Raw genomic sequence first — 24,170 nt, forward strand, 5'->3', positions numbered from 1 at the left:
GCCAGGCTCTGCCGTTAGAACGAACGCTGGAAGCGGAGCATACCGCCAATGCTGCTCTTCTTGTCGGCGTTGGTGAAGTTGGAGAAGTCGGCGTCGTCGAACTTGCCTGCGTTGAGGTAGTCGACTTCGGCAGTGACCGTGAAGCCGGGAACCACATCGTAGGCGATGTTCGCGGCGACGCCGAGGTTCTTCCATTCGTCATACGAGATCTGGGTGTTGAACGAGGTCTTCTCGTTGATGGTGTAGGTACCACCACCCCAGACTGCCCAGTTGCCGCCCCACTGCTTGTAGAAGCCGCGGCCGTTGGCCGGGATCGCGTAGCTCGTATCCGTCAGGTTGTCGTCGGTGCCGTAGCCGCCCATGATGAACAGCGACAGGTTCTGCATCGGGGTGATGTCCAAACGAACCTTGCCGGCAACTTCTTCGTAGTTGCTGTCATAAGCGACAACGCCGGTGATGGCGCCCCAGCCCTGCGTATACTTCACACCGCCGACGACATGCGGAACGTAGCTGTCGATCGTGCCGACGACGCCCGAGCCTTCTTCGAGCGAGACCACAGCCGAGAAGCCGTTGCCGGCATCGAAGTAGTACTGGACGACGTTGGTGTCGAAGTCGCCGTAGGGGACCAGCGTATCGTTGATGACGCTGCCGGCGTAGCCGATGAACGTATCGAAGGCTGATTCGTCCTTACCGACGCGCAGACCACCGAGTTGGATCCAGGCGAAGTTCAGCGAGACATTCTTGTTGCCGGCCGGGTTGCCGATCGGGTCGCCGGAGGTGCTGAAGCCGCCGTAGTTGTTGCGGTTGCCGAAGTTGAAGCGGGTTTCGGTGTAGGTCTTCAAGGTGCCGAGTTCGGTTTCCTGCCCGGTCCAGGTCTTCAACGTGAAGCGGGCGTTCTTGTAGAAGGTATCCTGCTCGTCGCCGTCCTTATGGTCGAACGACTTCGCGCCGTCGAACGAACCGACGTCGCCGACGCCGATGTCGTAGCGGACATAGCCGCCGATGCGCAGGCAGGTCTCGGTGCCGGGGATGTAGAAGTAGCCCGAGCCGTAAACGTCGCAAATCTTGACGTATTCAGCCGGTTCCGGCTCGGCGACGACAACGGCGTCGGCGGCGCGCGCACCGGAAACTGCGATCAGGGCCGCAGCGGAGCCGAGGAGAAGGCTCTTAATGTTCATTTTCTGACCTCCAGTCAGAATCGAACGAGACGGCGACAATGGGAACGCCAGTTTCCGGAGTAAGTATTTGTTATTGCTCCATTACTATCAAAAATCGCCTGATTTCATCCCGCCGGCGAACAACGCTGCGGGCGCTCGAAGCAAGCGTTCGCCAGCGAAGGCATGCCCACGAGGAGGGCTTTCCAAGTCGCATTTCGAGGGATTTTGACGGGCCTGTCCTGCGAAGCTCGGAGAGCGAAGCAGGATGGCGGAGAGGATGGGATTCGAACCCACGAGAAGCTTTTGACCTCTACTCCCTTAGCAGGGGAGCGCCTTCGACCACTCGGCCACCTCTCCGTTGCGCCGGTGGATAAAGAAAAGCGCCGGCACAATCAACAAGCCGGCGCCATTATCCGTGAAAAATCCGGATTCGGCCGCAGCAGCCCCTTTGCATGCGGCGATTCTGCGGCAGCTCCTTGGCCAGCGAGTCGGCGACGGAGCCGCATTTTCGGCCGGCGATTGCCGGATTCGGCCGCATTTCGAAGCCCTGGCCAAGGCTTCCGGGCTCTTCGATAGTTAACAAGAGCTTTCTGACTGAGGCCAAATCGTGTCATTTGTGCAACAACGCCAGGGGATAGCGCCCGGATAGGCCTTTTGCCGGTACGATCGTGGTTGAACGTCGCCGCCTCATGGGTAATGTCGAATTCGAAGGAGCGGCGCGGTGCGCATCTTTTTCGGTAGTGGGGATGGGGCAGGGAACGCTGTCCTTCAGCAAAGAATACCCAGACCCGTTTTTTAACTTTTGACTGGAGGTCAGAAAATGAACATTAAGAGCCTTCTCCTCGGCTCCGCTGCGGCCCTGATCGCAGTTTCCGGTGCGCGCGCCGCCGACGCCGTTGTCGTCGCCGAGCCGGAACCGGCTGAATACGTCAAGATTTGCGACGTTTACGGCTCGGGCTACTTCTACATCCCCGGCACCGAGACCTGCCTGCGCATCGGCGGCTATGTCCGTTACGACATCGGCGTGGGTGATGTTGGTTCGTTCGATGGCGCGACAAGCGCCGATCATATGGATCCGGGCGAGAGCAACGACACCTACTTCAAGCATGCCCGCTTGTCGCTGAAGACCTGGACCGGCCAGGAAACCGAGCTCGGCACCTTGAAGACCTACACCGAAACCCGCTTCAACTTCCAGAACAACAACCGTGACTCGGGCAGGTTCGGAACGCTTAACACTGCTGGCAATGGCGACACCGTCTCGCTGAACTTCGCCTGGATCCAGCTTGGTGGTCTGCGCGTCGGTAAGGACGAATCGGCCTTCAATACGTTCATCGGCTACGCCGGCAACGTCATCAACGATACGCTGGTCCCCTACGGCGGTTTCGACACCAACGTCATCCAGTACTACTTCGATGCCGGCAACGGCTTCTCGGCCGTGGTCTCGCTCGAAGAAGGCTCGGGCTTCGACACGATCGACAGCTACGTTCCGCATGTCGTCGGCGGCGTGAAGTACACGCAGGGCTGGGGCGCCATCACCGGCGTCATCGCTTACGACAGCAACTATGAAGAAGTGGCCGGCAAGGTTCGTTTGGACATCACCCCGATGCAGAACCTGTCGCTCTTCATCATGGGCGGCTACGGCACCGACGACAACTACACGGATCCGACCAACGCGTTCAATGCTCAGGGCCGTGGCTTCTACAAGCTGTGGTCGGGCAACTGGGCGGTCTGGGGTGGTGGCACGTACACCATCAACGAGAAGACCTCGTTCAACCTTCAGGCTTCGTATGACGAAGGCAAGAACATCGGCGTCGCCGCGAACATTGCTTACGACATCGTTCCCGGCCTGACGATCACGGCCGAAGTCGACTACGCCCACCTTGGCGATGACTCCGTATCCAACTGGACCGGTATCGATCCTGGTGACGACGATGCTATCGGCGGCATGCTCCGCTTCCAGCGCTCGTTCTAAGGGCTGGCTTTAGACAGGTGAATACCAGCCCGGGCGCTTCAATGCCCGGGCTGTTTTGTTTCGTGACTGGGTCAAGACAAGCAGAAGGAACAGGGGGAATCGGCAGCTGAACAGTCCGTAGGGTGAGTTCGTGGGATCCGCTGATGGGCGGATGAATTCACAACTGCGTGATTAAATCTCTTGAAAGGACGCTTCCAAGCGGGTAGGTCTGACTCTATCCACTCGGGGGTGTGGCATTTTATGACCATCGAAGCGATACAAGAGGGTGATCCCTCCGAACATTTCACAATGTTCTCTTCTCAAAATGCGAAGATAAAATACAGCTACAACAAGATCAGAGAAGTAAGATCGCACCGGGTCGGAGAGCTTTTTTCAGCATACCGGGACATACTCTGGGATGACGGGCGGCATAAATACAATGTCAGCTCTTTCATCGGCGAAATAGACGAGATTCTCCTCGGAGAACGGTTCAGCGCCTTCGACCAGAGCACCCTTGACAACCTTATCGGCACCTTGCGCCAGCGCGGCAACAGCAACGCAACCATCAACCGAAAGATGGCTGCCCTCAGCAAACTGCTGCGCAAGGCTTACAAGATGGGGGATATCCACAGCCTGCCCGAGTTCCGCCGCCAGAAAGAGCGGGCGGGACGGATTCGTTTCCTTGAAAGGAGCGAAGAGGCGCACCTGTTCGCCGCCATCAAGAGCCGCAGCGAGGATGCCTATCGGCTCTCGGTCTTCCTCGTCGACACCGGCTGCCGCCTCGGCGAAGCGCTCGGACTGATCTGGAACGACATCCAGGAACACCGCGTCTCGTTCTGGATCACCAAATCCGGCCGTAGCCGCACCATTCCGATGACCGAACGGGTCAAAGAGGTAATCAAACTGCCGCCTTCAGAGGGTCGCAGGCCCAAGGGTCCGTTCACCAAACTCAGCCAGGCGCAGTTTCGTGCCATCTGGAACGATGCCAAAGCCGAGGTTGGACTCGGCGCCGACGACCAGGTGGTTCCGCATATCTTGCGCCACACCTGCGCGTCGCGTCTTGTCCAGGGCGGCATCGACATCCGGCGCGTGCAGATGTGGCTCGGCCATCAGACGCTTTCGATGACCATGCGCTACGCGCACCTGGCCACCAACGATCTCGATGGCTGCGTCGTCGTGCTGGAAACCCCGCGCGGCGAAGGGCTGTCCGGCGAAAGCTCGGCCTTCGCATCGCCGTTGACCACGGTTTCAGCGGCGACGCCGGCGCAAAAGAGCGAAGCGGCGGTGGCGAAGCCAGCCAAGGCGCCCAGGAAAAGCTCGAAAGCCAAATAGTTCTTCCGAGCGTTCATATACTGAAATGGCAACCCCAGGATCATATTTGATCTTGGGGTTTACTTTGTCCAAGCTCCATTCTGTGCTTTGATCAGGAAAGCCGCGATGGCGGCGGGGAGATCGCCCGTCTCCAGGAAGGGGGCGTGGCCTTGGCCGTCGACCGTGATCGATTCCATACCGGGATGGCGCTTGCCCATCTCTTGCAATGTCTCCACCGACAGAAGTTTCGAGTTGGCACCGCGTATGGCAAGCAGTGGTATGGCCACCAGCGCCTCGAACTGCGGCCACAGATCCGGAAGCGGCTTGCTGAGGTCCAGGCCTGCCACCGTCTCGACCAGCCGTGGGTCGAAATCCGGCAGCAGCCCCTGATCGGTCTCGCGGTAGACGGCCGCCACCATCCGATCCCAATCCGCCGCGGCAAGCGCAGGGAAATCCGCGCCATGCGCGACGCGTTGGGCCTCAATAGCCTCGGTCCGGCTCTTTGGTTTCGGCGTCGGGTCGAGATAGGTTTGGATGTGAGCCAGCCCCGCAGCCTCGATCACTGGGCCGATGTCGTTCAGCACAATGGCTTTCAGCGCCGCCGGCCGCAGCGCGCCGAGCACATGAATGATCAACCCGCCGCGCGACGTGCCGATGAAGGCCGCTTCCGCGATGTCGAGCGCCGCCAGCCCGGCGAGAATGTCGCCGGCCTCGATGCCGACATTGTAGTGGCTGACATCAGCGTCGTAGGCCGACTCGCCGCGGCCGCGATAGTCAAAGGCGATCACCTTGCGCGGATTGTCGGCCCGCTGCGACAGGTAATGCGCGAGCTCATGAAAATCGCGCGCGTTGCGGGTCAGACCGGGCAGGCAGACCACCGGCCAGGTTCCCGAGTTTGTCTCGCCGTAAATGCGGGCGTGAAGCTTGAGCCCGTCCGGCGCGGTGTAGAAAAAGTCGGAGAAGCCGTCGGTGCTTAACATGTCAACGAGAGTCCTAGCCTGATCGTCACCGACTGCTACAGGTGAGGGGGGGAGCGGTCAAATCGAGGTCGGCAAGTTGTTGACAATCTTGGAGATGTCGGAGGGACCGCGCCCCCCTCTGTCCTGCCGGACATCTCCCCCCTCGAGGGGGGAGATTGGCGGCTCAGGCGCGGCGCCCTTTCCGCGATATTGGAGATTGGCGAAATCGGGGATGAAAGCTGATCTCCCCCTCGTGGGGGAGATGGCCGGCAGGCCAGAGGGGGCGCGAAGGATCTCCAACCTGCGACGACAGCAATGCCGAGCCTCAGCTCCGCCCGTTCACCAGATCGCCAACGATGTCGTACTTCCCCGAAATGCGCATCTTGTAGACTTCGTAATTCTCCATCACGCGCTGCACGTAACTTCTTGTTTCCGTGTAGGGAATCCGCTCGATCCAGTCGACGACGGCGTCGATGTCCTTGCCGCGCGGATCGCCATATTTGGCCATCCATTGGGCGGCGCGGTTGGGGCCGGCATTGTACCCGGCGAAGGTCAACACATAGGAGCCACCGAAGCGGTCGAGTTGCTCGCCGAGGAAGGCCGCGCCCAGTGTGGCGTTGTAGCCGGCATCGCTGGTCAGCCGATCCTGCGAAAACGTCAGCCCAGCCTTTTTCGCCAATTGCTTTGCGGTGCCCGGCATCAGTTGTAGTAGGCCGCGCGCGCCGGCGCTGGAAACGGCGCCCACATTGAATTCGCTTTCCTGGCGCGCGATGGCATAGGCCAGCGCCTTGCCCGAGCCGGAAATATCGGCGGTGTCGGGAATGACGCCCAGCGGATGCGACAGCGCGCCGACATCGATGCCGCGCGCGCCAGCGATCTTGCCGACCTTCAGCGCCATGAAATGGTTGCCCTGCTTTTCCGCCAGCACGGCCAGCAGCGCCAGTTCGCCGGGGCTGGTCAACTGTCCGGCGAGATCGCGGTAGAGCGTCTCGGCATAGCGGTCATAGCCTGCCTCCTGCAGCCGCTTGATGGCGCTGACAGCCTCGCGGCCGTCAAAGCTTTGGCGGTCAACAGGGCTTGGCTCGGGATAGACGATGTTCAGCGTGCGCAAGCCAACCCGTTCCGCCGCCAACTGACCGTAGAAAGTGGTGCCATAGGCCGCTGCCTTGGTGAAATAGGTCTTCGCATCGCCGGGGCCGCCGACTTCCGCGGCGCGGCCGAGCCAGTAATAGGCGCGCGACAGAGACATCGGTCCCTGCGCAAGATCGGCGATGCGGGCAAAATGTCCGGACGCGGTGCCGGGATCGTTGAGGCCGCGCAGCGCATACCAGCCGGCGTGGAATTCGGCCTCGGCGGCACTGGTGGGGCTTTCGGCGGCATGCGCGGCAACGATCTTGTAGGCGGTCTTCCAGTCGCCCTGGTCGACCAGCGCGCGCGACAGCACGCGGCGCTCGACCCACCAGGCATCGGGATCGACCAACGCGTCGCGATCGGTTGGCGCTTTCATCACCACTGCGGCGGCGTCCGCAAACTTCCGCTGCTTGCGCAGATATTCGGCTTGCGCGAAGAAATAGCCGGCCGATTGCTGCGCCACAGGCACTGCTTTCAACAGCTTGGCTGCGTTCTTGTCGCCACGCGAGGCGGCGGCCCAGGCATCGGCCAGCGGTTGCGCGCCGGCAAGGGTGGCGACCCGCAGCGCCGAATTCTCCCGGTCGGCATAAAACATCCGTTCCATGCGGAAACGATGGTCGGCAGCCGGGATGATGGCGCCAAACTCCCTGATGACGGCCGCCTCGTCCTTGGCTTCCAGCTTTTCGGTGCGCCAGAACGGCGACAAAACCGAGAGCGCCGCCTTGGCGTTGCCCAGTGCCACATAGGAGCGGGCCAGGATCACCACGCCTTCGAAGGTCAGCGGCTGGCTGCCGTCAAAGGCCTTCACCACTGTCTGCGGCGACGGGCTTTCGCGGTAGAGCGCGCGCTCGCTGTTCTTGCGCAAGGCGATGGTGCCCGGCCAGGTCGGCAGCATCTTTGCGGTATCGGCAATCTCGCTGCTCGGCACCCGGTCGCCGCCATAAAGCGCGATCGCCCAGGCCAGGATATGGCGGTCCAGCGAGTTGGCCGGCAGTGTTTCGCGCACGGTGCGTGCCGCGGCAATATCGCCGGTCGCCAATGCGTCGAGACCGCCTTTCAACACGACGATACTCGCGGAAGGCGCATCAGTCTGCGTTTCGTCCTGCAGGCCCCTATCCTGCAGACTGGGCATCGGGATCGATGAGGTCGTCAGCTCATCGACGCTCTCGTTTGCCGCCGTCCCCGCTATCAGCAGGGCAACGACGCCAAGCAATGCGAAGCGGAGGGGCCGACTGGCCGGCATGGTCCTGATCTTTCCCTGTTGCGGCACTTTAGATGGCAAGCCCAGGTGCCTGAGAGCCTAGACTTAGGTCGTGAAGAGCCCGTAAACAAAGGGTTATCGAGGTCGTTCGAATTGCGCTTGCTGGCACTATCGCCATGCTTGCCGCGCAACAGTGTCGAGACTATGGTGCGCGGCTTCGCTTTCGGCTAGAAGGCGCCGACGCTAAAACACGTCAAGAAACCCTAGAAGTCCCAAGGAGTTGGACGACATGCTGAGAGGCTCGCTTACTGCGCTCGTGACACCGTTCGAAAAGAGCGGGCGTTTCGACGAGAAAGCCTTTCGCGCTTTCGTCGAATGGCAGCTCGCAGAGGGCACCACGGGCCTTGTCCCGGTCGGCACCACCGGCGAGTCGCCGACGCTGTCACATGACGAGCATCGCCATGTCGTCAAGGTCTGCATCGAGGTCGCCAAGGGCCGCGCTCCGGTCGTCGCCGGCGCTGGCTCCAACAACACCGCGGAAGCGGTCGGCCTCGTGCAATATGCCGAACAGGCGGGCGCCGACGCGGCATTGGTCGTCACGCCCTATTACAACAAGCCGACGCAGCGCGGCCTCTACGAGCATTTTGCCGCCGTCGCCAGGGCGACCAGCCTGCCGATCATCATCTACAACATCCCGCCGCGCTCGGTGATCGACATGATGCCCGACACGATGGGCCGGCTGGCGCACGACTTCAAGAACATCGTCGGCGTCAAGGATGCCACCGGCAAGGTCGAGCGTGTGTCCGAACAGCGCGCCACCTGCGGCAAGGATTTCATCCAGCTTTCGGGCGAGGATGCCTCCGCGCTTGGCTTCAACGCCCATGGCGGCGTCGGCTGCATCTCGGTGACGTCGAATGTCGCGCCGCGGCTGTGTGCTGAATTCCAGGAAGCGACACTGTCCGGCGACAGCGCCAAGGCGCTGGAATTGCAGGACCGTTTGCTGCCGCTGCACAAGGCAATCTTCCTCGAGCCCGGCCTGTGCGGCGTCAAATACGCGCTGTCGAAGATTGGCAAGGTCGAGAACGTGGTGCGCTCGCCGCTGGTGACGATCGAGGCATCGACCGCCGAGAAGATCGATGCGGCGATGAAGCACGCCGGCTTGATAAATTGAGGATGGGGCGCCACCTCTCCACATCATGAATCAGGTCAGAAAAGCCGATCCCAACAACAAGACCGTTGCGGAAAACCGCAAGGCGCGGTTTTCCTATGAGGTGCTCGACACGGTCGAGGCCGGCTTGGTGCTGACTGGCACCGAGGTCAAGTCGCTGCGCCAGGGCCAGGCCAACATCCAGGACAGTTATGCCTCGGTCGAGGGCGGCGAGATCTGGCTGATCAATTCCTATCTGCCGGAATATCTGCAGGCCAACCGCTTCAACCACGAGCCCAGGCGGCGCCGCAAGCTGCTGCTCAACAAGCGCGAGATGGCAAAGCTGTCGCAGAGCATCGAGCGCGAAGGCATGACGCTGGTGCCGCTAAAAATCTATTTCAACGACCAGGGCCGCGCCAAGCTGCTGCTCGCCGTCGGCCGCGGCAAGAAACTGCACGACAAGCGTGAGACTGAAAAACAGCGCGACTGGTCGCGCGAAAAGGGCCGGCTGCTTAAAGAACGCGGGTGAGGGGCATCGGAGAATAGCCTTAGAAAAGCCAACGGTTTGGCTTTCAAGGGGTTCGACCAATCAACCACGACGATGAACAGGGGAAGGTCTTGAGAAAAAGGATCATCCTCTGGAGTGCGGCCAGTCTGGTCGTTGTGGGCCTCATCGCGGCGGGCGGCTTCTTCTATTTCCAGACCTTCTCGCCGGATCGGGACAGCTATCCGGTCAGGGGCATCGACGTCTCCCATCATCAGGGCGAGATCGACTGGCGGCGCGTTGCTGCTGACGATGTCGTTTTCGCCATCATCAAGGCGACTGAGGGCGGCGACCATGTCGACGATGCCTTTGCCAAAAACCTGCGCGAGGCCCGCGCGGCCGGTCTTGCTGTCGGCGCCTATCACTTCTTCACCTTCTGCCGGCCGGGCGCCGACCAGGCGAAAAACTTCATTGCGGTGGTGCCGCACGACCAGCCGCTGCTGCCGCCCGTCGTCGACATCGAGTTCGGCGGCAACTGCCCGCTACGCCCGTCGCCGCAACAGCTGGGCGCGGAACTCCAGGCCTTCCTCGGGCCGGTTGAAGCCGCGTTCGGCAAGCCGGCGATCATCTACCTGACCGACGAGGCTGAGGACGCCTATCTCGGACAGATAGCTGTGCGTCGGCGCTGGCTGCGCTCGCTGGCGATCAAACCGAGCGAGGACGGCTGGATCTACTGGCAGTACCACAATATGGGCCGCGTCGCCGGCATCGAGGGCGATGTCGACCTCAATGTACTTCAGGGCGGGCAGCAAACGCTGGCCGAGCTGTTTGCGCCATCCGCACAAGCCTCGCCATCGCCCTGAATCAGGCAGTCTTGGCCGCAGGTCTGGCGACAGCCGAAAAGGCCATCCCTGCTGCCATGATCAGGATTGCGGCGAACTGGATGCCGGTCGGCGTTTCGCCGAGCACCGTCATGGCGATCAGGACCGTTGCGATCGGCACGCATGGCATGAACAGAGATGCCGTCTGCGATCCCAGCTGTCGGACGATATAGGTGTAGAGGAACATGGCGGCGGCACCGGCCAAAAACCCTTGAATGACGATCTGGCTGGCGATCTCGACCGCTGATGCGGCCCGCAGGCCGCTTGGGGCGAAGAAATAGAGCGCTGGCAGCGGCACGCATGACAGCAGCACGACCGTTGCGGTCGCGGTGACCGGATCGACGCGCCAGCGCCGCACGAGAACGGCATAGGTGGCAAACATCGCGCCCGAGCCGATAAACAGCAGATCGCCGAGGAGGACATCCTTCATACCGCTGTCGGTGCGCACCGGCGCAATGAACAAGATCAGTCCGGCAATGATGGCAGCAACGCCGATGGTTCGCTGGCGCGAGGCCTTGTCCGTGGTGGCGATGTGCGACAGCACGAATGAGAAAAAAACGATCGAGGCAGGGCAAAGTGCTGCGCCATGCGCGGCGGGTGCATAAGTCAGGCCCCAATTAATGATGATCGGGTAGGGCAGTCCGGCCAGCGCCGCGAGTGTCAGCGCGCGCCGCCAGCCTAACGTCTTGATAGCCGCCAGACCGCCTCTCCAGACGATCGGAAGCATGACCATGCCGGCGCCGATAAAGCGCAAGGTCGCGAGATCGGTTGCCGTCAGATGCTCCCGCAGGCTGAAGCGGGCGGCGACGAACTGCACGGCGTAGATGCCGATCATGGCCAGGCCGGCAAGGATTGCCGGCTTCGTGTTTCGGTCATCTGCCACGCGCATTTCTGGTCCTGCTTGATCTTGCCAGCGGAGGTTTCTTGCCCCAGCGGCTCTCGTCGAAAGCGCAGCCTATTGTTGAAAATGGTGCGACAAAATATGCTGTTTTTGCAATTGGGAAGTGAAAGTCACACAATAGAGGCATCACAAGCGTGAATCATGAATCCGATCAGCTCGACGCCATCGACCGCAGCCTGCTGCGGCTGCTGCAGGAGGACGGTCGCCGCACCACGCTCGATCTCGCTGCCCGCGTCGGCCTGTCGCCGACCGGCACCAGCCAGCGGGTGAAGCGCCTGTTTCGTGACGGGTTCATCACCGCGGTCCGGGCTGTGCTCAATCCGCAAAAAATCGGCCGAGGCACGCTCGTCTTCATCGAAGTCAGGCTCGACCAGGCGGCGCCGCATGTGTTCGACCGTTTCGCCGAAGCGGTGGCGAAAGCCCCCGAAGTGCTGGAATGCCATATGGTCGTCGGTGGCTTCGACTATCTGGTCAAGGCGCGCATTTCGGAAATGGCCGCCTATCAGGATTTTCTCAAGCGCGTGATCCTGCCGCTGCCGGGCGTCAGGGAGACCCACACCTATGCGTCGATATCGGACGTGAAGCCGGACGCCCTGCTGCCGGTGTGAGACGCGCCGCCTTAAGTCAGGCCGCCTGGGAAACGTCCGGTGCCAGCGTCACATTCGCATCGCCCCAGACCTTCAGGGCGGTGATCACCGGCTCCAGGCTTTGGCCGCGCGGTGTCAGGCTGTACTCGACCTTTGGCGGCACCTGCGCATAGACCTTGCGGGCGATGAGCCCGTCCGTCTCCAGTTCGCGCAGCTGGTTGGTCAGCATGCGCTGGGTGCAGTTGGGAATGCGCCGGCGTATCTCGTTGAAGCGCATTGTTCCTTCCAACAGATGGTAGAGCACGACGCCTTTCCACTTGCCGTCGATATAGCGCAGCGTTCCTTCCACGGCACAGCCGGGGCTGCAATCGAATCGCTCATGGCGAATGCGCGGCATGACGGTATCCTTTTCGACACTATGTGCTTTATATGTGCATTCTTGCGCTCGTCGCACATAGTTTGCATTTGTGCTCCAGACAACGCTCAACAGCAATCGCGGAGACAAAAAAATGCGCGCCGTCGGCTATCAAATCCCAGCCCCCATCACTGACGAGGCCTCCCTCGTCGACATCGACCTGCCAAAGCCGGAGCCGAAAGGCCGCCAGTTGCTGGTCGAGGTGAAGGCGATCTCGGTCAACCCGGTCGACACCAAGATCCGCAAGAGCGCCAAGCCCGAGGCCGGAAGCTGGCGCGTGCTTGGTTGGGACGCTGCCGGTCGGGTCGTCGCCACGGGACCGGACGCCAGCCTGTTTATAACAGGCGACGACGTCTTCTATTCCGGTGCGCTGGCGCCGCAAGGCACCAACGCCGAGTTCCACCTCGTCGACGAGCGCCTTGTCGGCCACAAGCCGAGTTCGCTCGACTACGCGCCGGCGGCGGCGCTGCCGCTGACGGCGATCACCGCCTTCGAGGCCCTGTTCGACCGCCTCGATGTGAAGAAGCCTGTCGTCGGCGCCGCAAACGCTATCCTGATCATCGGCGGCGCCGGCGGCGTCGGCTCGATTGCGGTCCAGCTTGCGCGCCAGCTGACCGGTCTGACGGTGATCGCCACCGCATCTCGGCCCGAAACACGCGACTGGGTGCTCGGCCTTGGCGCCCACCATGTCATCGACCACTCCAGGCCGCTCGCTGCGCAGGTTGCCGTCCTCGGCATCGGTGCCCCGGCCTTCGTGTTCTCGACCACCAACACCGACAAGCACTTGGCCGAGATCGTCGAGCTGATCGCGCCGCAGGGCCGTTTCGGCCTGATTGACGATCCCCAGACGCTCGACATTAATCCGTTCAAGCGCAAGAGCGTTTCGGTCCACTGGGAGCTGATGTTCACCCGCTCGCTCTACGAAACGCCTGACATGGCTGCGCAGGGCGCGCACCTCAACGAACTGGCTCGCCTTGTCGATGCGGGCACCATCCGCACCACGCTGGGCGAGACGTTGGGCACGATCAATGCCGCCAACCTGAAGCGTGCCCACGCGCTGATCGAGACCGGCAAGGCCAAGGGCAAGATCGTGCTGGAGGGGTTCTGAGAGCAATTCCAGGAAAAGTGTGAAGCGGTTTTCCGTCCGGAATTGCGGAAAATAAAGGTGTAGACGGCGACTATGTTCGCAGGAATTCCGCGATGTCGCTGAAGACCCTGACGAACATGGCTTCGGTCAAGACACCGGTGTTGGTGTTGTAGCGCGAGCAGTGGTAGCTGGAAAACAGCGTAACGGTGCCGGCCTCGAGCCGGCCGCCATGCTTGAACGGGTAGGCGGCGACACGTCCGCCCAGCGCCCTGACCGTCGACTGATGCGCGATCGAGCCCAGCGCCAGCACGGCGCGCAGTTTGGGAAAGCGCGCAATCGTCGGCACCAGAAAGCTGCGACAGGTGGCAATCTCGGCGCCGACCGGCTTGTTTTCCGGCGGCACGCAGCGCACGGCGTTGGTGATCGCGGTGCTCACAAGCTGCAGCCCGTCATCCGGCCGCGCCTTGAACTCGCCGCGCGCGAAGCCGTGGGCGATCAGCGTGGAGTAGAGCAGGTCGCCGGCATAGTCGCCGGTGAAAGGCCGCCCGGTGCGGTTGGCGCCGCGCAGGCCAGGCGCCAGCCCGACAATCAGCAACTCGACGGCCTCGTCGCCCTCTGGCGGCAGGAAGGTCGGCACCGGCGCATTGAACCAGGACGGTTCGCGCTGCCGCCAGTCTGCGATGAAATCATGCAGCCGTGGGCAGAGCGAGCAGTCGCGGTCAGGTTCTGAAGCGGCGTTCAAGGCGGCCGCTTCTCAATAGTCGTCCTCTTCGACCTCGGCCGGCTCGGGCCGGCGCACCGGCCGCTCGGAAGGATCGCGGCCGACCTCGTTCTTCAGCGAGGTCAGGTCGATGAAGTGGTCGGCCTGGCGGCGCAGATCGTCCGAGATCATCGGCGGCTGCGAGGCCATTGTGGAGACGATCGAAACCTTGCGGCCGCGCCGCTGCAGCGCTTCGACCAGCGTGCGAAAATCGCCATCGCCGGAGAAGATGACATAATGGTCGACGACATCGGCAAGTTCGAGCGCATCGACGGTCAACTCGATGTCCATGTTGCCCTTGATCTTGCGGCGGCCGGTCGAGTCGGTGAATTCCTTGGCCGGCTTGGTCACCACCTTGAAGCCATTATAGTCGAGCCAGTCGATCAAGGGACGTATCGACGAGTATTCCTGATCCTCGACCAATGCGGTGTAGTAGTAAGCGCGCAGCAGATAGCCACGCTTCTGGAAGCTTGATAGCAGTTTGCGGTAGTCTATGTCGAAGCCAAGTGCGCGAGAGGTGGCGTAAAGATTGGCGCCGTCGATGAAAAGGGCGATTTTTTCACGGGGGTCGAACATGGCAATATTCCTTTTTCGAAATAGGTGGCGGACTAATCGAAATGGGTCTGATATATCGGTCGGCTCGTAAATAAACCGGCTGACCTTTCGTCAACCGAGATAGCGCCAGTTTTACGGCAATCCAAGGGTGCCAGGGCCAACTGCAAGCAATTGTGATCGGGCTGTATCGTCGCTGGGTGAGCCGCTTCGCCGGCAAGGTAATAACCGGCGCCAGAAACTGGTGTCCGTCGGCTCACGAGGCGGCGCTGCCATAATGCTTGTATTTTGGCGGCGTTCGGGTTATGGACCGCGCCTGTTTTCCATCAAATCCAGGCATGAAAGGGGCAATCAATGGCCCGCGTAACCGTTGAAGACTGCATCGACAAGGTCGACAACCGCTTCGAGCTCGTGCTGCTCGCCGGCCATCGCGCCCGCCAGATCAGCCAGGGCGCGCCGATCACCGTGCCGCGCGACAATGACAAGAACCCGGTCGTGGCGCTGCGCGAGATCGCCGACGAGACGCTGTCGCCCGACGACCTCAAGGAAGATCTGATCCACTCGCTGCAGAAGCATGTCGAGGTCGACGAGCCGGAAGCCGACGGCGAGGCGATCGCCGACCAGACCGGCAATGCGGTCGCGGCAACCGATGCCGACGACGCCGAGGACAACGTCACCTTCGATCGCATGACTGAGGAAGACCTGCTGGCCGGCATCGAGGGCCTCGTGCCCCCGGAAAAGAGCGACGACTACTAAGCAGGCGCTCTGGACCTGCCGGGAATATGGTTCCGGCACTTCCGTCCCGTCAGTTTCGTGGCTATCTATGAGATGCGCCGTACGTTAGTGCGGCGCATCAATCATTTCAGCACCGAGAGATCTAGCCCATGATGCGTCAGTATGAGCTTGTCGAGCGCGTCGCGCGCTACAAGCCTGACGTCAACGAGGCGTTGCTCAACAAGGCCTATGTCTACGCCATGCAGAAGCATGGCCACCAGAAGCGCGCTTCCGGCGATCCCTATTTCTCGCATCCGCTCGAAGTCGCCGCCATCCTCACCGAAATGCACATGGACGAGGCGACGATCGCGGTCGCTCTGCTGCACGACACGATCGAGGACACGACCGCGACGCGGGCCGAGATCGACGATCTGTTCGGCCCCGAAATGGGCAAGCTGGTCGAGGGCCTGACCAAGCTGAAGAAGCTCGATCTCGTCTCCAAGAAGGCCGAGCAGGCGGAGAACCTGCGCAAGCTCTTGCTGGCCATCTCGGAGGATGTCCGCGTCCTCCTTGTCAAGCTCGCCGACCGTTTGCACAATATGCGCACCCTCGACCACATGCCCGAGGCCAAGCGCCTGCGCATCGCCGAGGAGACGATGGACATCTACGCGCCCTTGGCCGGGCGCATGGGCATGCAAGGCATGCGCGAGGAGCTGGAGGAGATCGCCTTCCGCTTCATCAATCCGGAAGCCTACCGCGCCGTCACCGCGCGGCTTGCCGAGATCTTCGAGCGCAACAAGGGCGTGCTGACCGACATTGAGAAGGCGCTGTCGGCGCTGTTCGAGAAGCATGCCATCAACGCTGGCGTGAAGAGCCGGCAGAAGAAGCCGTGGTCGGTGTTCCGCAAGATGGAGGCCAAGGCGCTGTCCTTCGAGCAGCTCTCCGACATTTTCGGCTTCCGCGTCGTCGTCGACAGCGTGGAGGATTGCTATCGCGCGCTCGGCGCCATCCACACGACATGGTCGATGGTGCCCGGCCGCTTCAAGGATTACATCTCGACGCCCAAGCAGAACGACTACCGCTCGATCCACACCACCATCGTCGGCCCCTCGCGCCAGCGCGTCGAATTGCAGATCCGCACCCGCGAGATGAACAAGATCGCCGAATATGGCGTTGCCGCCCATTCGATCTACAAGGACACTGGCGGCAAGACGAATGGCGCCGGCCATGCGATCTCGAAAGAAACCAATGCCTATGCCTGGCTGCGGCGCACCATCGAGCAGCTGGCCGAAGGCGACAACCCGGAAGATTTCCTCGAAAACACCAAGCTGGAGCTGTTCCAGGACCAGGTGTTCTGCTTCACGCCCAAAGGCATGCTGATCGCCCTGCCGCGCGGCGCCACCCCCATCGACTTCGCCTATGCCGTGCACACCGATGTCGGCGATACCTGCGTTGGCGCCAAGGTCAATGGCCGCATCATGCCGCTGATGACCGAGCTCAAGAACGGCGACGAGGTCGAGATTATCCGCTCCAAGGCTCAGGTGCCGCCTGCTGCCTGGGAATCGGTTGTCGTCACCGGCAAGGCGCGCTCGGCCATCCGCCGCGCCACCAAGAACGCCATCCGCAAGCAATATTCGGGTCTCGGCGCCCGCATCCTCGAGCGGGCCTTCGAGCGCGCCGGCAAGACTTTCGCCAAGGAAAACCTGAAGCCGGTGCTGCACCGGCTGGCGCGCAAGGACATCGAGGACGTGCTGGCCTCGGTCGGGCGGGGCGAACTCGCCTCGACCGACGTGATGAAGGCGGTCTTCCCCGACTACAAGGACGAGCGCGTCACCGTCAGCGCGCCCAAGCAGCGCGAGGAGGGCTGGTCGAAGATCCGCAACGCCGCCGGCATGCTGTTCCAGATGCCCGGTACGCGCGCCGCGCGCAAGGACAAGGACCAGCCGCGCGATGGCGCCGTGCCGATCCGCGGCGTGCGCGGCGACCTGCCGGTGCGCTTCGCGCCGGAAGGGGCTGTGCCCGGCGACCGCATCGTCGGCATCGTCCAACCGGGCACCGGCATCACCATCTATCCCATCCAGTCGCCGGCGCTGCAGGCCTTCGACGACCAGCCGGAGCGCTGGATCGATGTGCGCTGGGACATTGACGAGCAGACCAAGGAGCGTTTCCCGGCGCGCGTTTCGGTCACCGCCATCAATGCGCCGGGTTCGCTCGCCGATATCGCCCAGGTGGTTGCCTCGAACGACGCCAACATCCACACGCTGTCGATGGTGCGCACCGCGCCCGACTTCACCGAAATGCTGATCGATCTCGAAGTCTGGGATCTGAAGCACCTCAACCGGCTGCTGTCGCAGCTCAAGGACAATTCGAGCGTCAGCGATGCGCGGCGCGTCAACGGCTAACCACTGGTTTTGGGGCAGGGCAGGATGAACACCGACGAAGTGCTGGGCATTTTTCGCGAGGCGGGAGCCGTCCTCGAGGGGCATTTCATCCTGACGTCGGGCCTGCGCAGTCCGGTCTTCCTGCAGAAGGCGCGCGTGTTCATGCATGCCGACAAGACCGAGCGCCTGTGCAAGGCGCTGGCCGAAAAGATCCGCAAGGCGGTACCGGGCAAGATCGACTATGTCGTCGGCCCGGCGATCGGCGGGCTGATCCCGGCCTATGAGACCTCGCGCCATCTCGGCGTGCCCGCAATCTGGGTCGAGCGCGAAGGCGGCGAGTTCAGGCTGCGCCGCTTCGAGATCGCGCCGGGCTCGCGCGTCGTCATCGTCGAGGACATCGTCACCACGGGTCTCTCGATCCGCGAGACCATCGATTGCCTGCGCGAACTCGGCGCCGAAGTGGTGGCCGCCGCTTGCATCATCGACCGCTCGGCCGGCAAGACCAATGTCGGCGTGCCGCTGATCGCGCTCGCCGAATATGAGGTGCCGGCCTATCCCGCCGACCGCATACCGCCGGAACTCGCCGCCATACCGGCGATCAAGCCCGGCAGCCGCAACATTTGACGGGAGGTCGCTCATGATCGCCGGCATCGATCATTTCGTGCTGACGGTCCGTTCGGTGGAGGATAGCTGCGCCTTCTACCAGCGCGTGCTTGGCCTCAAACGTCTCGACGAGCCGGAGCGGCCGACAGCGCTGCTGTTCGGATCGCAGAAGATCAACCTGCATGAAGTCGGCCGCACTTTTGAGCCGAAAGCCAGGACGCCGACGCCCGGGTCCGGCGATTTCTGTCTGGTCGCCGCAAGGCCTCTTGCCGAGATTTGTGCCAGCCTGGCGGCCAATGGCGTGGCAATAGAAGTCGGCCCGGTCGAGCGCACCGGCGCCCGCGGCCCAATGATGTCGGTTTATTTCCGCGACCCGGACAGCAATCTGGTCGAAGTCAGCGAATATCGGGAGTAGTTTATCTGCCTCGGCGTCGTCTTCACGGGCGGGCCTTATGGTCGTCATCGAAACGCTCACCTCAGTTTCGCCCCAATAGCGCTCTTGTTACAGGACTGCGGCAGACCATCGCGGCGGCGTTTCGTTGTTCCGCGGCAGGGCAGTCGCTATATCAAAGTCGTTGTTGCCTTTCTGCGCCCTCGAAGCGCAAGATAGACCTATTGCGTCCGGCCCGGGATGGTTGGGGCGTTGCTGAACGGGAATTGAAACAGAGTGCTTTTTCGACGCCGCAAGCCGGATGGCCTGTTGGAGCGAGTGCGTACCTATCTGTGGCCGCGCCGCTCGTTTTCTCGTTCGCTGCAGTATTTCTCCAAGCGCATTCTCAGGCTGAAGGCGACGCCGCATGCGGTGGCCGCCGGCGTCGCGGCCGGCGTGTTCGCCTCCTTCTTTCCTCTCGGCTTCCATTTCGTCATCGCCGCCGTGCTCTGCTGGGTGATCGCCGGCAATCTGGTGGCGGCGGCACTGGGCGCCGTGTTCTTCGGCAATCCGCTGACCTTCCCGCTGCTTTGGGGTGCGTCCTGGGAGACCGGCAAGCTCATCCTGCATGAGCACCTGCCCAAGAACGGACCACCCGCGCATCTCGGCGAAATGATGCACACGCTGTCGTTTGCCAAGCTGTGGCACCCGATCCTGGAACCGATGCTGATCGGCGCGGTGCCGCTCGGACTGGTGTTCGGGCTGATCTTCTACGGCATCACCCGCTGGGGCATGACCGCCTTTCGCGAGCAGCGCCGCAAACGCATGGCCGAGCGGGCGCACAAGCTCGGGCACGGCGGACGGGAAGTCCCCGCGGAATGATCATCGGCATCGGCAGCGACCTGATCGACATCAGACGCATCGAAAAGTCGCTGGAGCGGCATGGCCAGCGCTTCATCCAGCGCATCTACACCGAGGTCGAACAAGCCCGCTCCGAGGGCCGGGCCGGGCGCGTTGCCTCCTATGCCAAGCGCTTCGCCGCCAAGGAGGCCTGCGCCAAGGCGCTCGGCACCGGCCTGGCGCAAGGCGTGTTCTGGCGCGACATGGGGGTCGTCAACCTGCCCAGCGGCAAGCCGACCATGGCGCTGACCGGCGGGGCGGCTGCGCGACTGGCCAAAATCCTGCCGCAAGGACACAAAGCAGCGATCCACCTCACAATCACCGACGATTTCCCGCTTGCTCAAGCCTTTGTGATCATCGAGGCGTTGCCCGCCGAACAAGCGCCACATTGATTGCATCTGACGACCGGCGATTATATCTAGCGCTGGCATGACGTTGCCCAGCGCACGCCGAGACTCTATACCATCCAACGCATAATCGAGGACGACATGAGCGTGGCTGAAAAATCCGAGAAGAAATCCGGCGGGCTTGGCGAAATCGTCAGCGTCATCATCCAGGCTTTGCTGCTGGCCATGGTCATCCGCACGCTGCTGTTCCAGCCTTTCTCGATCCCGTCGGGATCGATGCGGCCGACCTTGCTCGAAGGCGACTATCTGTTCGTCACCAAATGGTCCTATGGCTTCTCGCACTATTCGCTGCCGTTCAGCCCCGACATCTTTTCGGGCCGCATCTGGGGTTCTGAACCGAAGCGCGGCGACGTCGTGGTGTTCAAGTTCCCGCCGAATCCGTCGCTCGACTACATCAAGCGCGTCGTCGGCCTGCCCGGCGACAAGATCCAGATGAAGGACGGCGTATTGTTCATCAACGACGCCCCTGTACCGCGCGTGAAAACCGGCCAGATCGACAATCCGGACATTACCGAGCAGCCGCGGCCGATCGATGTCTATCGTGAGACACTGCCCAACGGTGTCAGCTACGACACGCTCGACATCAATCCGAATTCGGTCGGCGACAATACCCGTGAGTTCGTCGTGCCGCCCGGCGACTATTTCATGATGGGCGATAACAGGGACAATTCTTCCGACAGCCGCTTTGACGTCGGCTATGTGCCGGCCGAGAACCTGGTTGGCCGCGCCAGCGTCGTCTTCTTCTCGATCGGCGGCAAGGCGAGCCCGCTCGAGATCTGGAAATGGCCGTCGCTGGTGCGCCTGTCGCGCATGTTCCATTTCGTAAATTGATGGCTTTGAAGCGCCCGACTGGTGAAACTCTGGCCGATCTGGTGAAAGCCAAGACCGGCCATTCCTTCCGGGATGTCCGTTTGCTCGAGACCGCGCTGACCCATTCCAGTGCGGTCAAGGCAAGCAGCAACAACCAGCGCCTCGAATTCCTCGGCGACCGCGTGCTCGGCCTGATCGTCGCCGATCTGCTTTTCGAAAAATTTCCGGAAGCGCCTGAAGGGGAGATCGCCCCTCGCTTCAATGCCCTGGTCGATGCGCGGACCTGCTCCGAAATCGGCATTGAAATGCAGCTGGAAGATCTGGTCCGGGCCGACGCCGCCTTGAAGGCGCGCTCGCGCGGCTCTGGCGGAAACTATCTGGCCGATGCCGTCGAAGCGCTGATCGCGGCGGTCTATGTCGATGGCGGCCTCGATGCGGCCAGGCAATTCGTCCTACGCTACTGGGAGCCGCGCTCGCAAAAGGTGGTGGCAAAGCCGCCCAATCCGAAATCCGACCTGCAGGAATGGATCGCCAAGTCGAGCGATGTCAGGCCCGAATACGCGATCGAAAAACGCGAAGGACCCGAGCACCAACCGGTCTTCACGGTGTCCGTGAAGGTCAGTGGTTTTGCCCCGGCAAGCGGCATGGGCGGCTCTCGCCGCGCCGCCGAAGAAGCGGCGGCATCGGCATTTCTGGTGCGCGAAGGCATCTGGGCCAATCAAGGGAGTGCGGCATGACCGCCAGCGAAGACTTGCCCTCGGCAGCGGAAGCTCCCGTCACCCATTCCGGCTTCGTCGCCTTGATCGGCGCGCCCAATGCCGGCAAATCGACGCTGGTCAACCAGCTCGTCGGCGCCAAAGTGTCGATCGTGACCCACAAGGTGCAGACCACCCGCGCCATCGTGCGCGGCATCGCCACGCACGACAATGCGCAGATCGTCTTCGTCGACACGCCCGGCATCTTCAAGCCGAAGCGCCGCCTCGACACGGCGATGGTGACCACCGCCTGGGGCGGCGCTAAGGATGCCGATATCGTTATGCTCCTGATCGATGCCGAGCGCGGCATCAGGGGTGACGCCGACGCCATCCTCGAGCGGCTGAAGGATGTCCGCCAGCCGATGGTGCTGATCCTCAACAAGGTTGATCGGGTCAAGCACGAGGCGCTGCTGGCCCTGGCTGCGGCAGCGAACGAAAAAGTGCCGTTCAAGCGCACCTTCATGGTCTCGGCGCTGACCGGCTCCGGCTGCAAGGATCTGCTCGACTACCTCGCGCAAGCCCTGCCGGCCGGCCCGTGGTATTATCCGGAAGATCAGATCTCCGACCTGCCGATGCGCCAGCTGGCGGCTGAGATCACTCGGGAAAAACTGTATCTCAGGCTGCATCAGGAACTGCCTTACTCCTCCCATATCGAGACCGAGAAATGGGAAGAGAAGCCGGACGGCTCCGTGCGCATCGAACAGGTCATTTACGTCGAGCGCGACAGCCAGAAGAAGATCGTGCTCGGCCACAAGGGCGAGACGATCCGCGCCATTGGTCAGTCGGCACGCATGGAGATAGCGGGCATACTCGAGCAGAAGGTGCACCTGTTCCTGTTCGTCAAGGTGCGTGAAAACTGGGGCGACGACCCCGAGCGCTACCGCGAGATGGGGCTGGAGTTCCCCCATTGATTTTCGTCGTCTAGAACTGCCGCCCCGGCAGTTTGAGATGACGACATGAGTGACGCAAACCCGACCATCGATACCGATCTCGTGCGTCGGCTGGTCGACGCCCAGTTCCCGCAATGGCGGCATCTGCCGGTGAGCCCGGTGGCATCAGGCGGCTGGGACAACCGCACCTTCCATCTCGGCGATGAGATGACCGTGCGCCTGCCAAGTGCGGCACCCTATGCACTGCAGGTCGAAAAGGAGCACCGCTGGCTGCCGAGGCTCGCGCCGCTTCTGCCACTGCCGATCCCGGTGCCGCTGGCGATTGGCGAGCCGGGGGAGGGGTACCCTTGGCATTGGTCAATCTACCGCTGGATCGAAGGCGAAACCGCCAAGACCGCCGAAATCGCCGATATCAGGCAGTTCGCGGTCGATCTGGCCGATTTCCTCATTGCGCTTAGGCAGATCGATTCGGCGGGCGGGCCGGCTGCGGGCCAGCACAATTTCTTCCGCGGTGGACCGCTGAGCGTGTATGACAACCAGACAAGGGAAGCACTGCAGGCGCTGCAGGGCCACATCGACACACAGGCGGCCACCGCCGTCTGGGACGCGGCCCTCGCCGCCGTCTGGCATGGCTCGCCTGTCTGGTTCCACGGCGACGTCGCCTGGGGCAACCTTCTGGTCGAAAACGGTCGCCTGAGCGCCGTCATCGATTTCGGCACCTCCGGCATCGGCGATCCTTCCTGCGACCTGGCGATCACCTGGACGTTCTTCGACGGCGAAAGCCGGGAGGGTTTTCGCGATCGCATCGCCGTCGATAAGGCGACCTGGGCGCGCGGTCGCGGCTGGACGCTATGGAAGGCGCTGATCACCGTTGCCGGACACGACGCCAACCAGGCCGAAGCCGAAAGATCCCGCCGCGTCATCGATGACGTTTTGGCCGACCATGCGCTAATGACGTGACGGTCAGGCCGCACTCGCGACGGCAAGCTGCGGCCTCGGCCGGCGGACAAAGCTTTCCGTGCCATAGCAGGCCACGATTGCCACCGCGATGATCGCCCAGATCGCGACACCGATCCATTGCTGCTGCACATAGTCGCTGCCGGTGAACACCTTGCCCAGGAAGCGCACGCTGTTCTGGTGCGTGACATGCATGATGAAGGCGAGCAGCACGCTGCCGGTGTTCTGGTAGAGCCAGGTGAAGACGATGCCGGCCAGCACCACATTGATCGTGCCGTAGACGCTGAGGTCGCCGACCAGGCCGAGCGGGAAATGCCAGATCGCCCAGACCACGCCGAGGATCAGGCTGCCGGTCAGCGCCGAATGGCCGGCCAGCAGCCGCGGCGTCGCAAAGCCGCGCCATCCTGGTTCTTCACCGAGCGGGCCGCTGAAGACGGCATAGAGCGCGATGATCGGCAGCATTTCGCTCATCGCCGGGATGTTGCTCCACGCAGGTGCTGTCGCTCCAAACAGCGGATTGATCAGGATTGAGGCCAGCTGCGTTCCGAAGGGCAGGCCGAATGCCACCAGGTACCAGAAGGGATGCACCCGCCATTTGACCATCGAGGCCAGGATGGCCTTGACCGAGGCCCAGCCTCCCGAAAGTGCTGCGACGGTGAAGGCGGCAACCACTGGCCCGAAGGTGAACCAGGGAATGCTGTCGCCCTTCGACAGCCAGAACGGGATGAACAACAGCCAGGTCAGGCCGAGCGCCATTGAAAAGAAAAATATCAGCTGGTGCCTTCGCACCAGGCTCAGGAAGGAAGTCATGTCGGGTCCTCTCGGGCATGGGGAATGAGAGGTCGCCGGGCTGCCCGAT

The 24,170-nt window shown here is 62.3% G+C and carries 25 protein-coding genes and 1 tRNA gene; 17 read left to right on the plus strand and 9 right to left on the minus strand.

Going from position 1 to position 24,170, the window contains the following annotated elements:
* Positions 1-14 precede the first annotated feature (14 nt).
* Positions 15-1,178 carry a porin gene (locus AC1DYJ_RS18475; RefSeq protein WP_025583663.1) on the minus strand — a complete coding sequence of 388 codons (1,164 nt, stop codon included), beginning with the start codon at positions 1,176-1,178 and terminating at the stop codon, positions 15-17.
* A gap of 245 nt (positions 1,179-1,423) precedes the next feature.
* Positions 1,424-1,514: transfer RNA gene (locus AC1DYJ_RS18480), tRNA-Ser, on the minus strand.
* A gap of 463 nt (positions 1,515-1,977) precedes the next feature.
* Between AC1DYJ_RS18480 and AC1DYJ_RS18485 the strand changes: the two genes are divergently transcribed.
* Together AC1DYJ_RS18485 and AC1DYJ_RS18490 are read left to right on the plus strand one after the other, a co-directional pair.
* A complete protein-coding gene (locus tag AC1DYJ_RS18485) occupies positions 1,978-3,129 on the plus strand; it encodes a porin (protein ID WP_477285827.1) in 1,152 nt (383 codons plus the stop codon).
* A gap of 240 nt (positions 3,130-3,369) precedes the next feature.
* Entirely contained in the window at positions 3,370-4,440 is a 1,071-nt protein-coding gene (locus AC1DYJ_RS18490; protein ID WP_029869302.1) for a tyrosine-type recombinase/integrase, read from the plus strand.
* Between the two features lie 59 nt (positions 4,441-4,499).
* Here the strand turns inward: AC1DYJ_RS18490 and AC1DYJ_RS18495 are convergent, their stop codons facing one another.
* Positions 4,500-5,399 (minus strand): alpha/beta fold hydrolase, encoded by a 900-nt coding sequence (locus AC1DYJ_RS18495; RefSeq protein WP_025583830.1) that lies wholly within the window; start codon positions 5,397-5,399, stop codon positions 4,500-4,502.
* 304 nt (positions 5,400-5,703) lie between these two features.
* Positions 5,704-7,752 (minus strand): transglycosylase SLT domain-containing protein, encoded by a 2,049-nt coding sequence (locus AC1DYJ_RS18500; protein ID WP_025583622.1) that lies wholly within the window; start codon positions 7,750-7,752, stop codon positions 5,704-5,706.
* A gap of 247 nt (positions 7,753-7,999) precedes the next feature.
* Between AC1DYJ_RS18500 and dapA the strand changes: the two genes are divergently transcribed.
* The 3 genes from dapA (at position 8,000) to AC1DYJ_RS18515 (ending at position 10,204) form a co-directional block, all read left to right on the plus strand.
* Positions 8,000-8,881: a 4-hydroxy-tetrahydrodipicolinate synthase gene (gene dapA, locus AC1DYJ_RS18505; RefSeq protein ID WP_025583624.1), complete on the plus strand. Its 882-nt coding sequence runs from the start codon at positions 8,000-8,002 to the stop codon at positions 8,879-8,881.
* 25 nt (positions 8,882-8,906) lie between these two features.
* Positions 8,907-9,386 (plus strand): SsrA-binding protein SmpB, encoded by a 480-nt coding sequence (gene smpB, locus AC1DYJ_RS18510; RefSeq protein WP_025583626.1) that lies wholly within the window; start codon positions 8,907-8,909, stop codon positions 9,384-9,386.
* 89 nt (positions 9,387-9,475) lie between these two features.
* A complete protein-coding gene (locus AC1DYJ_RS18515) occupies positions 9,476-10,204 on the plus strand; it encodes a GH25 family lysozyme (protein ID WP_025583628.1) in 729 nt (242 codons plus the stop codon).
* Between the two features lies 1 nt (position 10,205).
* Here AC1DYJ_RS18515 and AC1DYJ_RS18520 read toward each other — a convergent pair whose 3' ends face one another.
* On the minus strand, positions 10,206-11,105 hold the full coding sequence (locus AC1DYJ_RS18520; protein WP_477285831.1) for a DMT family transporter: 900 nt from the start codon (positions 11,103-11,105) through the stop codon (positions 10,206-10,208).
* 152 nt (positions 11,106-11,257) lie between these two features.
* On the opposite strand from AC1DYJ_RS18520, the gene AC1DYJ_RS18525 reads away from it, so the two are divergent.
* Positions 11,258-11,731, plus strand: coding sequence for an Lrp/AsnC family transcriptional regulator (locus tag AC1DYJ_RS18525; protein ID WP_023727560.1), 474 nt, complete (start codon positions 11,258-11,260; stop codon positions 11,729-11,731).
* A 16-nt stretch (positions 11,732-11,747) separates the two neighbouring features.
* Here AC1DYJ_RS18525 and AC1DYJ_RS18530 read toward each other — a convergent pair whose 3' ends face one another.
* Complete coding sequence (locus AC1DYJ_RS18530) at positions 11,748-12,107, minus strand: winged helix-turn-helix transcriptional regulator (protein ID WP_025583635.1); 360 nt, start codon at positions 12,105-12,107, stop codon at positions 11,748-11,750.
* 112 nt (positions 12,108-12,219) lie between these two features.
* On the opposite strand from AC1DYJ_RS18530, the gene AC1DYJ_RS18535 reads away from it, so the two are divergent.
* Complete coding sequence (locus tag AC1DYJ_RS18535; RefSeq protein WP_477285833.1) at positions 12,220-13,233, plus strand: zinc-binding alcohol dehydrogenase family protein; 1,014 nt, start codon at positions 12,220-12,222, stop codon at positions 13,231-13,233.
* A 70-nt stretch (positions 13,234-13,303) separates the two neighbouring features.
* Here the strand turns inward: AC1DYJ_RS18535 and AC1DYJ_RS18540 are convergent, their stop codons facing one another.
* Positions 13,304-13,954 carry a uracil-DNA glycosylase family protein gene (locus AC1DYJ_RS18540; protein ID WP_025583639.1) on the minus strand — a complete coding sequence of 217 codons (651 nt, stop codon included), beginning with the start codon at positions 13,952-13,954 and terminating at the stop codon, positions 13,304-13,306.
* Positions 13,955-13,966: 12 nt separating this feature from the next.
* On the minus strand, positions 13,967-14,548 hold the full coding sequence (locus AC1DYJ_RS18545; RefSeq protein ID WP_454577027.1) for a LabA-like NYN domain-containing protein: 582 nt from the start codon (positions 14,546-14,548) through the stop codon (positions 13,967-13,969).
* Between the two features lie 330 nt (positions 14,549-14,878).
* Between AC1DYJ_RS18545 and rpoZ the strand changes: the two genes are divergently transcribed.
* The 10 genes from rpoZ to AC1DYJ_RS18595 all read left to right on the plus strand — a co-directional run bounded on the left by rpoZ (position 14,879) and on the right by AC1DYJ_RS18595 (position 23,314).
* Positions 14,879-15,280: a DNA-directed RNA polymerase subunit omega gene (gene rpoZ / locus AC1DYJ_RS18550; RefSeq protein ID WP_025583642.1), complete on the plus strand. Its 402-nt coding sequence runs from the start codon at positions 14,879-14,881 to the stop codon at positions 15,278-15,280.
* A gap of 128 nt (positions 15,281-15,408) precedes the next feature.
* Positions 15,409-17,640 carry a RelA/SpoT family protein gene (locus tag AC1DYJ_RS18555; protein ID WP_454577028.1) on the plus strand — a complete coding sequence of 744 codons (2,232 nt, stop codon included), beginning with the start codon at positions 15,409-15,411 and terminating at the stop codon, positions 17,638-17,640.
* A 24-nt stretch (positions 17,641-17,664) separates the two neighbouring features.
* A complete protein-coding gene (gene pyrE, locus AC1DYJ_RS18560) occupies positions 17,665-18,243 on the plus strand; it encodes an orotate phosphoribosyltransferase (RefSeq protein WP_025583646.1) in 579 nt (192 codons plus the stop codon).
* 13 nt (positions 18,244-18,256) lie between these two features.
* A complete protein-coding gene (locus AC1DYJ_RS18565; RefSeq protein WP_025583648.1) occupies positions 18,257-18,637 on the plus strand; it encodes a VOC family protein in 381 nt (126 codons plus the stop codon).
* A gap of 252 nt (positions 18,638-18,889) precedes the next feature.
* Complete coding sequence (locus AC1DYJ_RS18570) at positions 18,890-19,474, plus strand: DUF2062 domain-containing protein (RefSeq protein ID WP_025583649.1); 585 nt, start codon at positions 18,890-18,892, stop codon at positions 19,472-19,474.
* Complete coding sequence (gene acpS / locus AC1DYJ_RS18575) at positions 19,471-19,884, plus strand: holo-ACP synthase (RefSeq protein WP_025583651.1); 414 nt, start codon at positions 19,471-19,473, stop codon at positions 19,882-19,884. The genes AC1DYJ_RS18570 and acpS overlap by 4 nt, the downstream gene beginning before the upstream one ends.
* Before the next feature lie 96 nt (positions 19,885-19,980).
* A complete protein-coding gene (lepB, locus tag AC1DYJ_RS18580; protein ID WP_025583653.1) occupies positions 19,981-20,730 on the plus strand; it encodes a signal peptidase I in 750 nt (249 codons plus the stop codon).
* Complete coding sequence (gene rnc, locus AC1DYJ_RS18585) at positions 20,730-21,446, plus strand: ribonuclease III (protein ID WP_025583654.1); 717 nt, start codon at positions 20,730-20,732, stop codon at positions 21,444-21,446. The genes lepB and rnc overlap by 1 nt, the downstream gene beginning before the upstream one ends.
* On the plus strand, positions 21,443-22,375 hold the full coding sequence (gene era, locus AC1DYJ_RS18590; protein ID WP_025583655.1) for a GTPase Era: 933 nt from the start codon (positions 21,443-21,445) through the stop codon (positions 22,373-22,375). The genes rnc and era overlap by 4 nt, the downstream gene beginning before the upstream one ends.
* 45 nt (positions 22,376-22,420) lie before the next feature.
* Positions 22,421-23,314, plus strand: coding sequence for a phosphotransferase (locus AC1DYJ_RS18595; protein WP_025583656.1), 894 nt, complete (start codon positions 22,421-22,423; stop codon positions 23,312-23,314).
* Between the two features lie 3 nt (positions 23,315-23,317).
* Here AC1DYJ_RS18595 and AC1DYJ_RS18600 read toward each other — a convergent pair whose 3' ends face one another.
* Positions 23,318-24,121, minus strand: coding sequence for a CPBP family glutamic-type intramembrane protease (locus AC1DYJ_RS18600; protein ID WP_025583657.1), 804 nt, complete (start codon positions 24,119-24,121; stop codon positions 23,318-23,320).
* Between the last annotated feature and the right edge of the window lie 49 nt (positions 24,122-24,170).

Source organism: Mesorhizobium sp. P2_B11 (assembly GCF_056404855.1).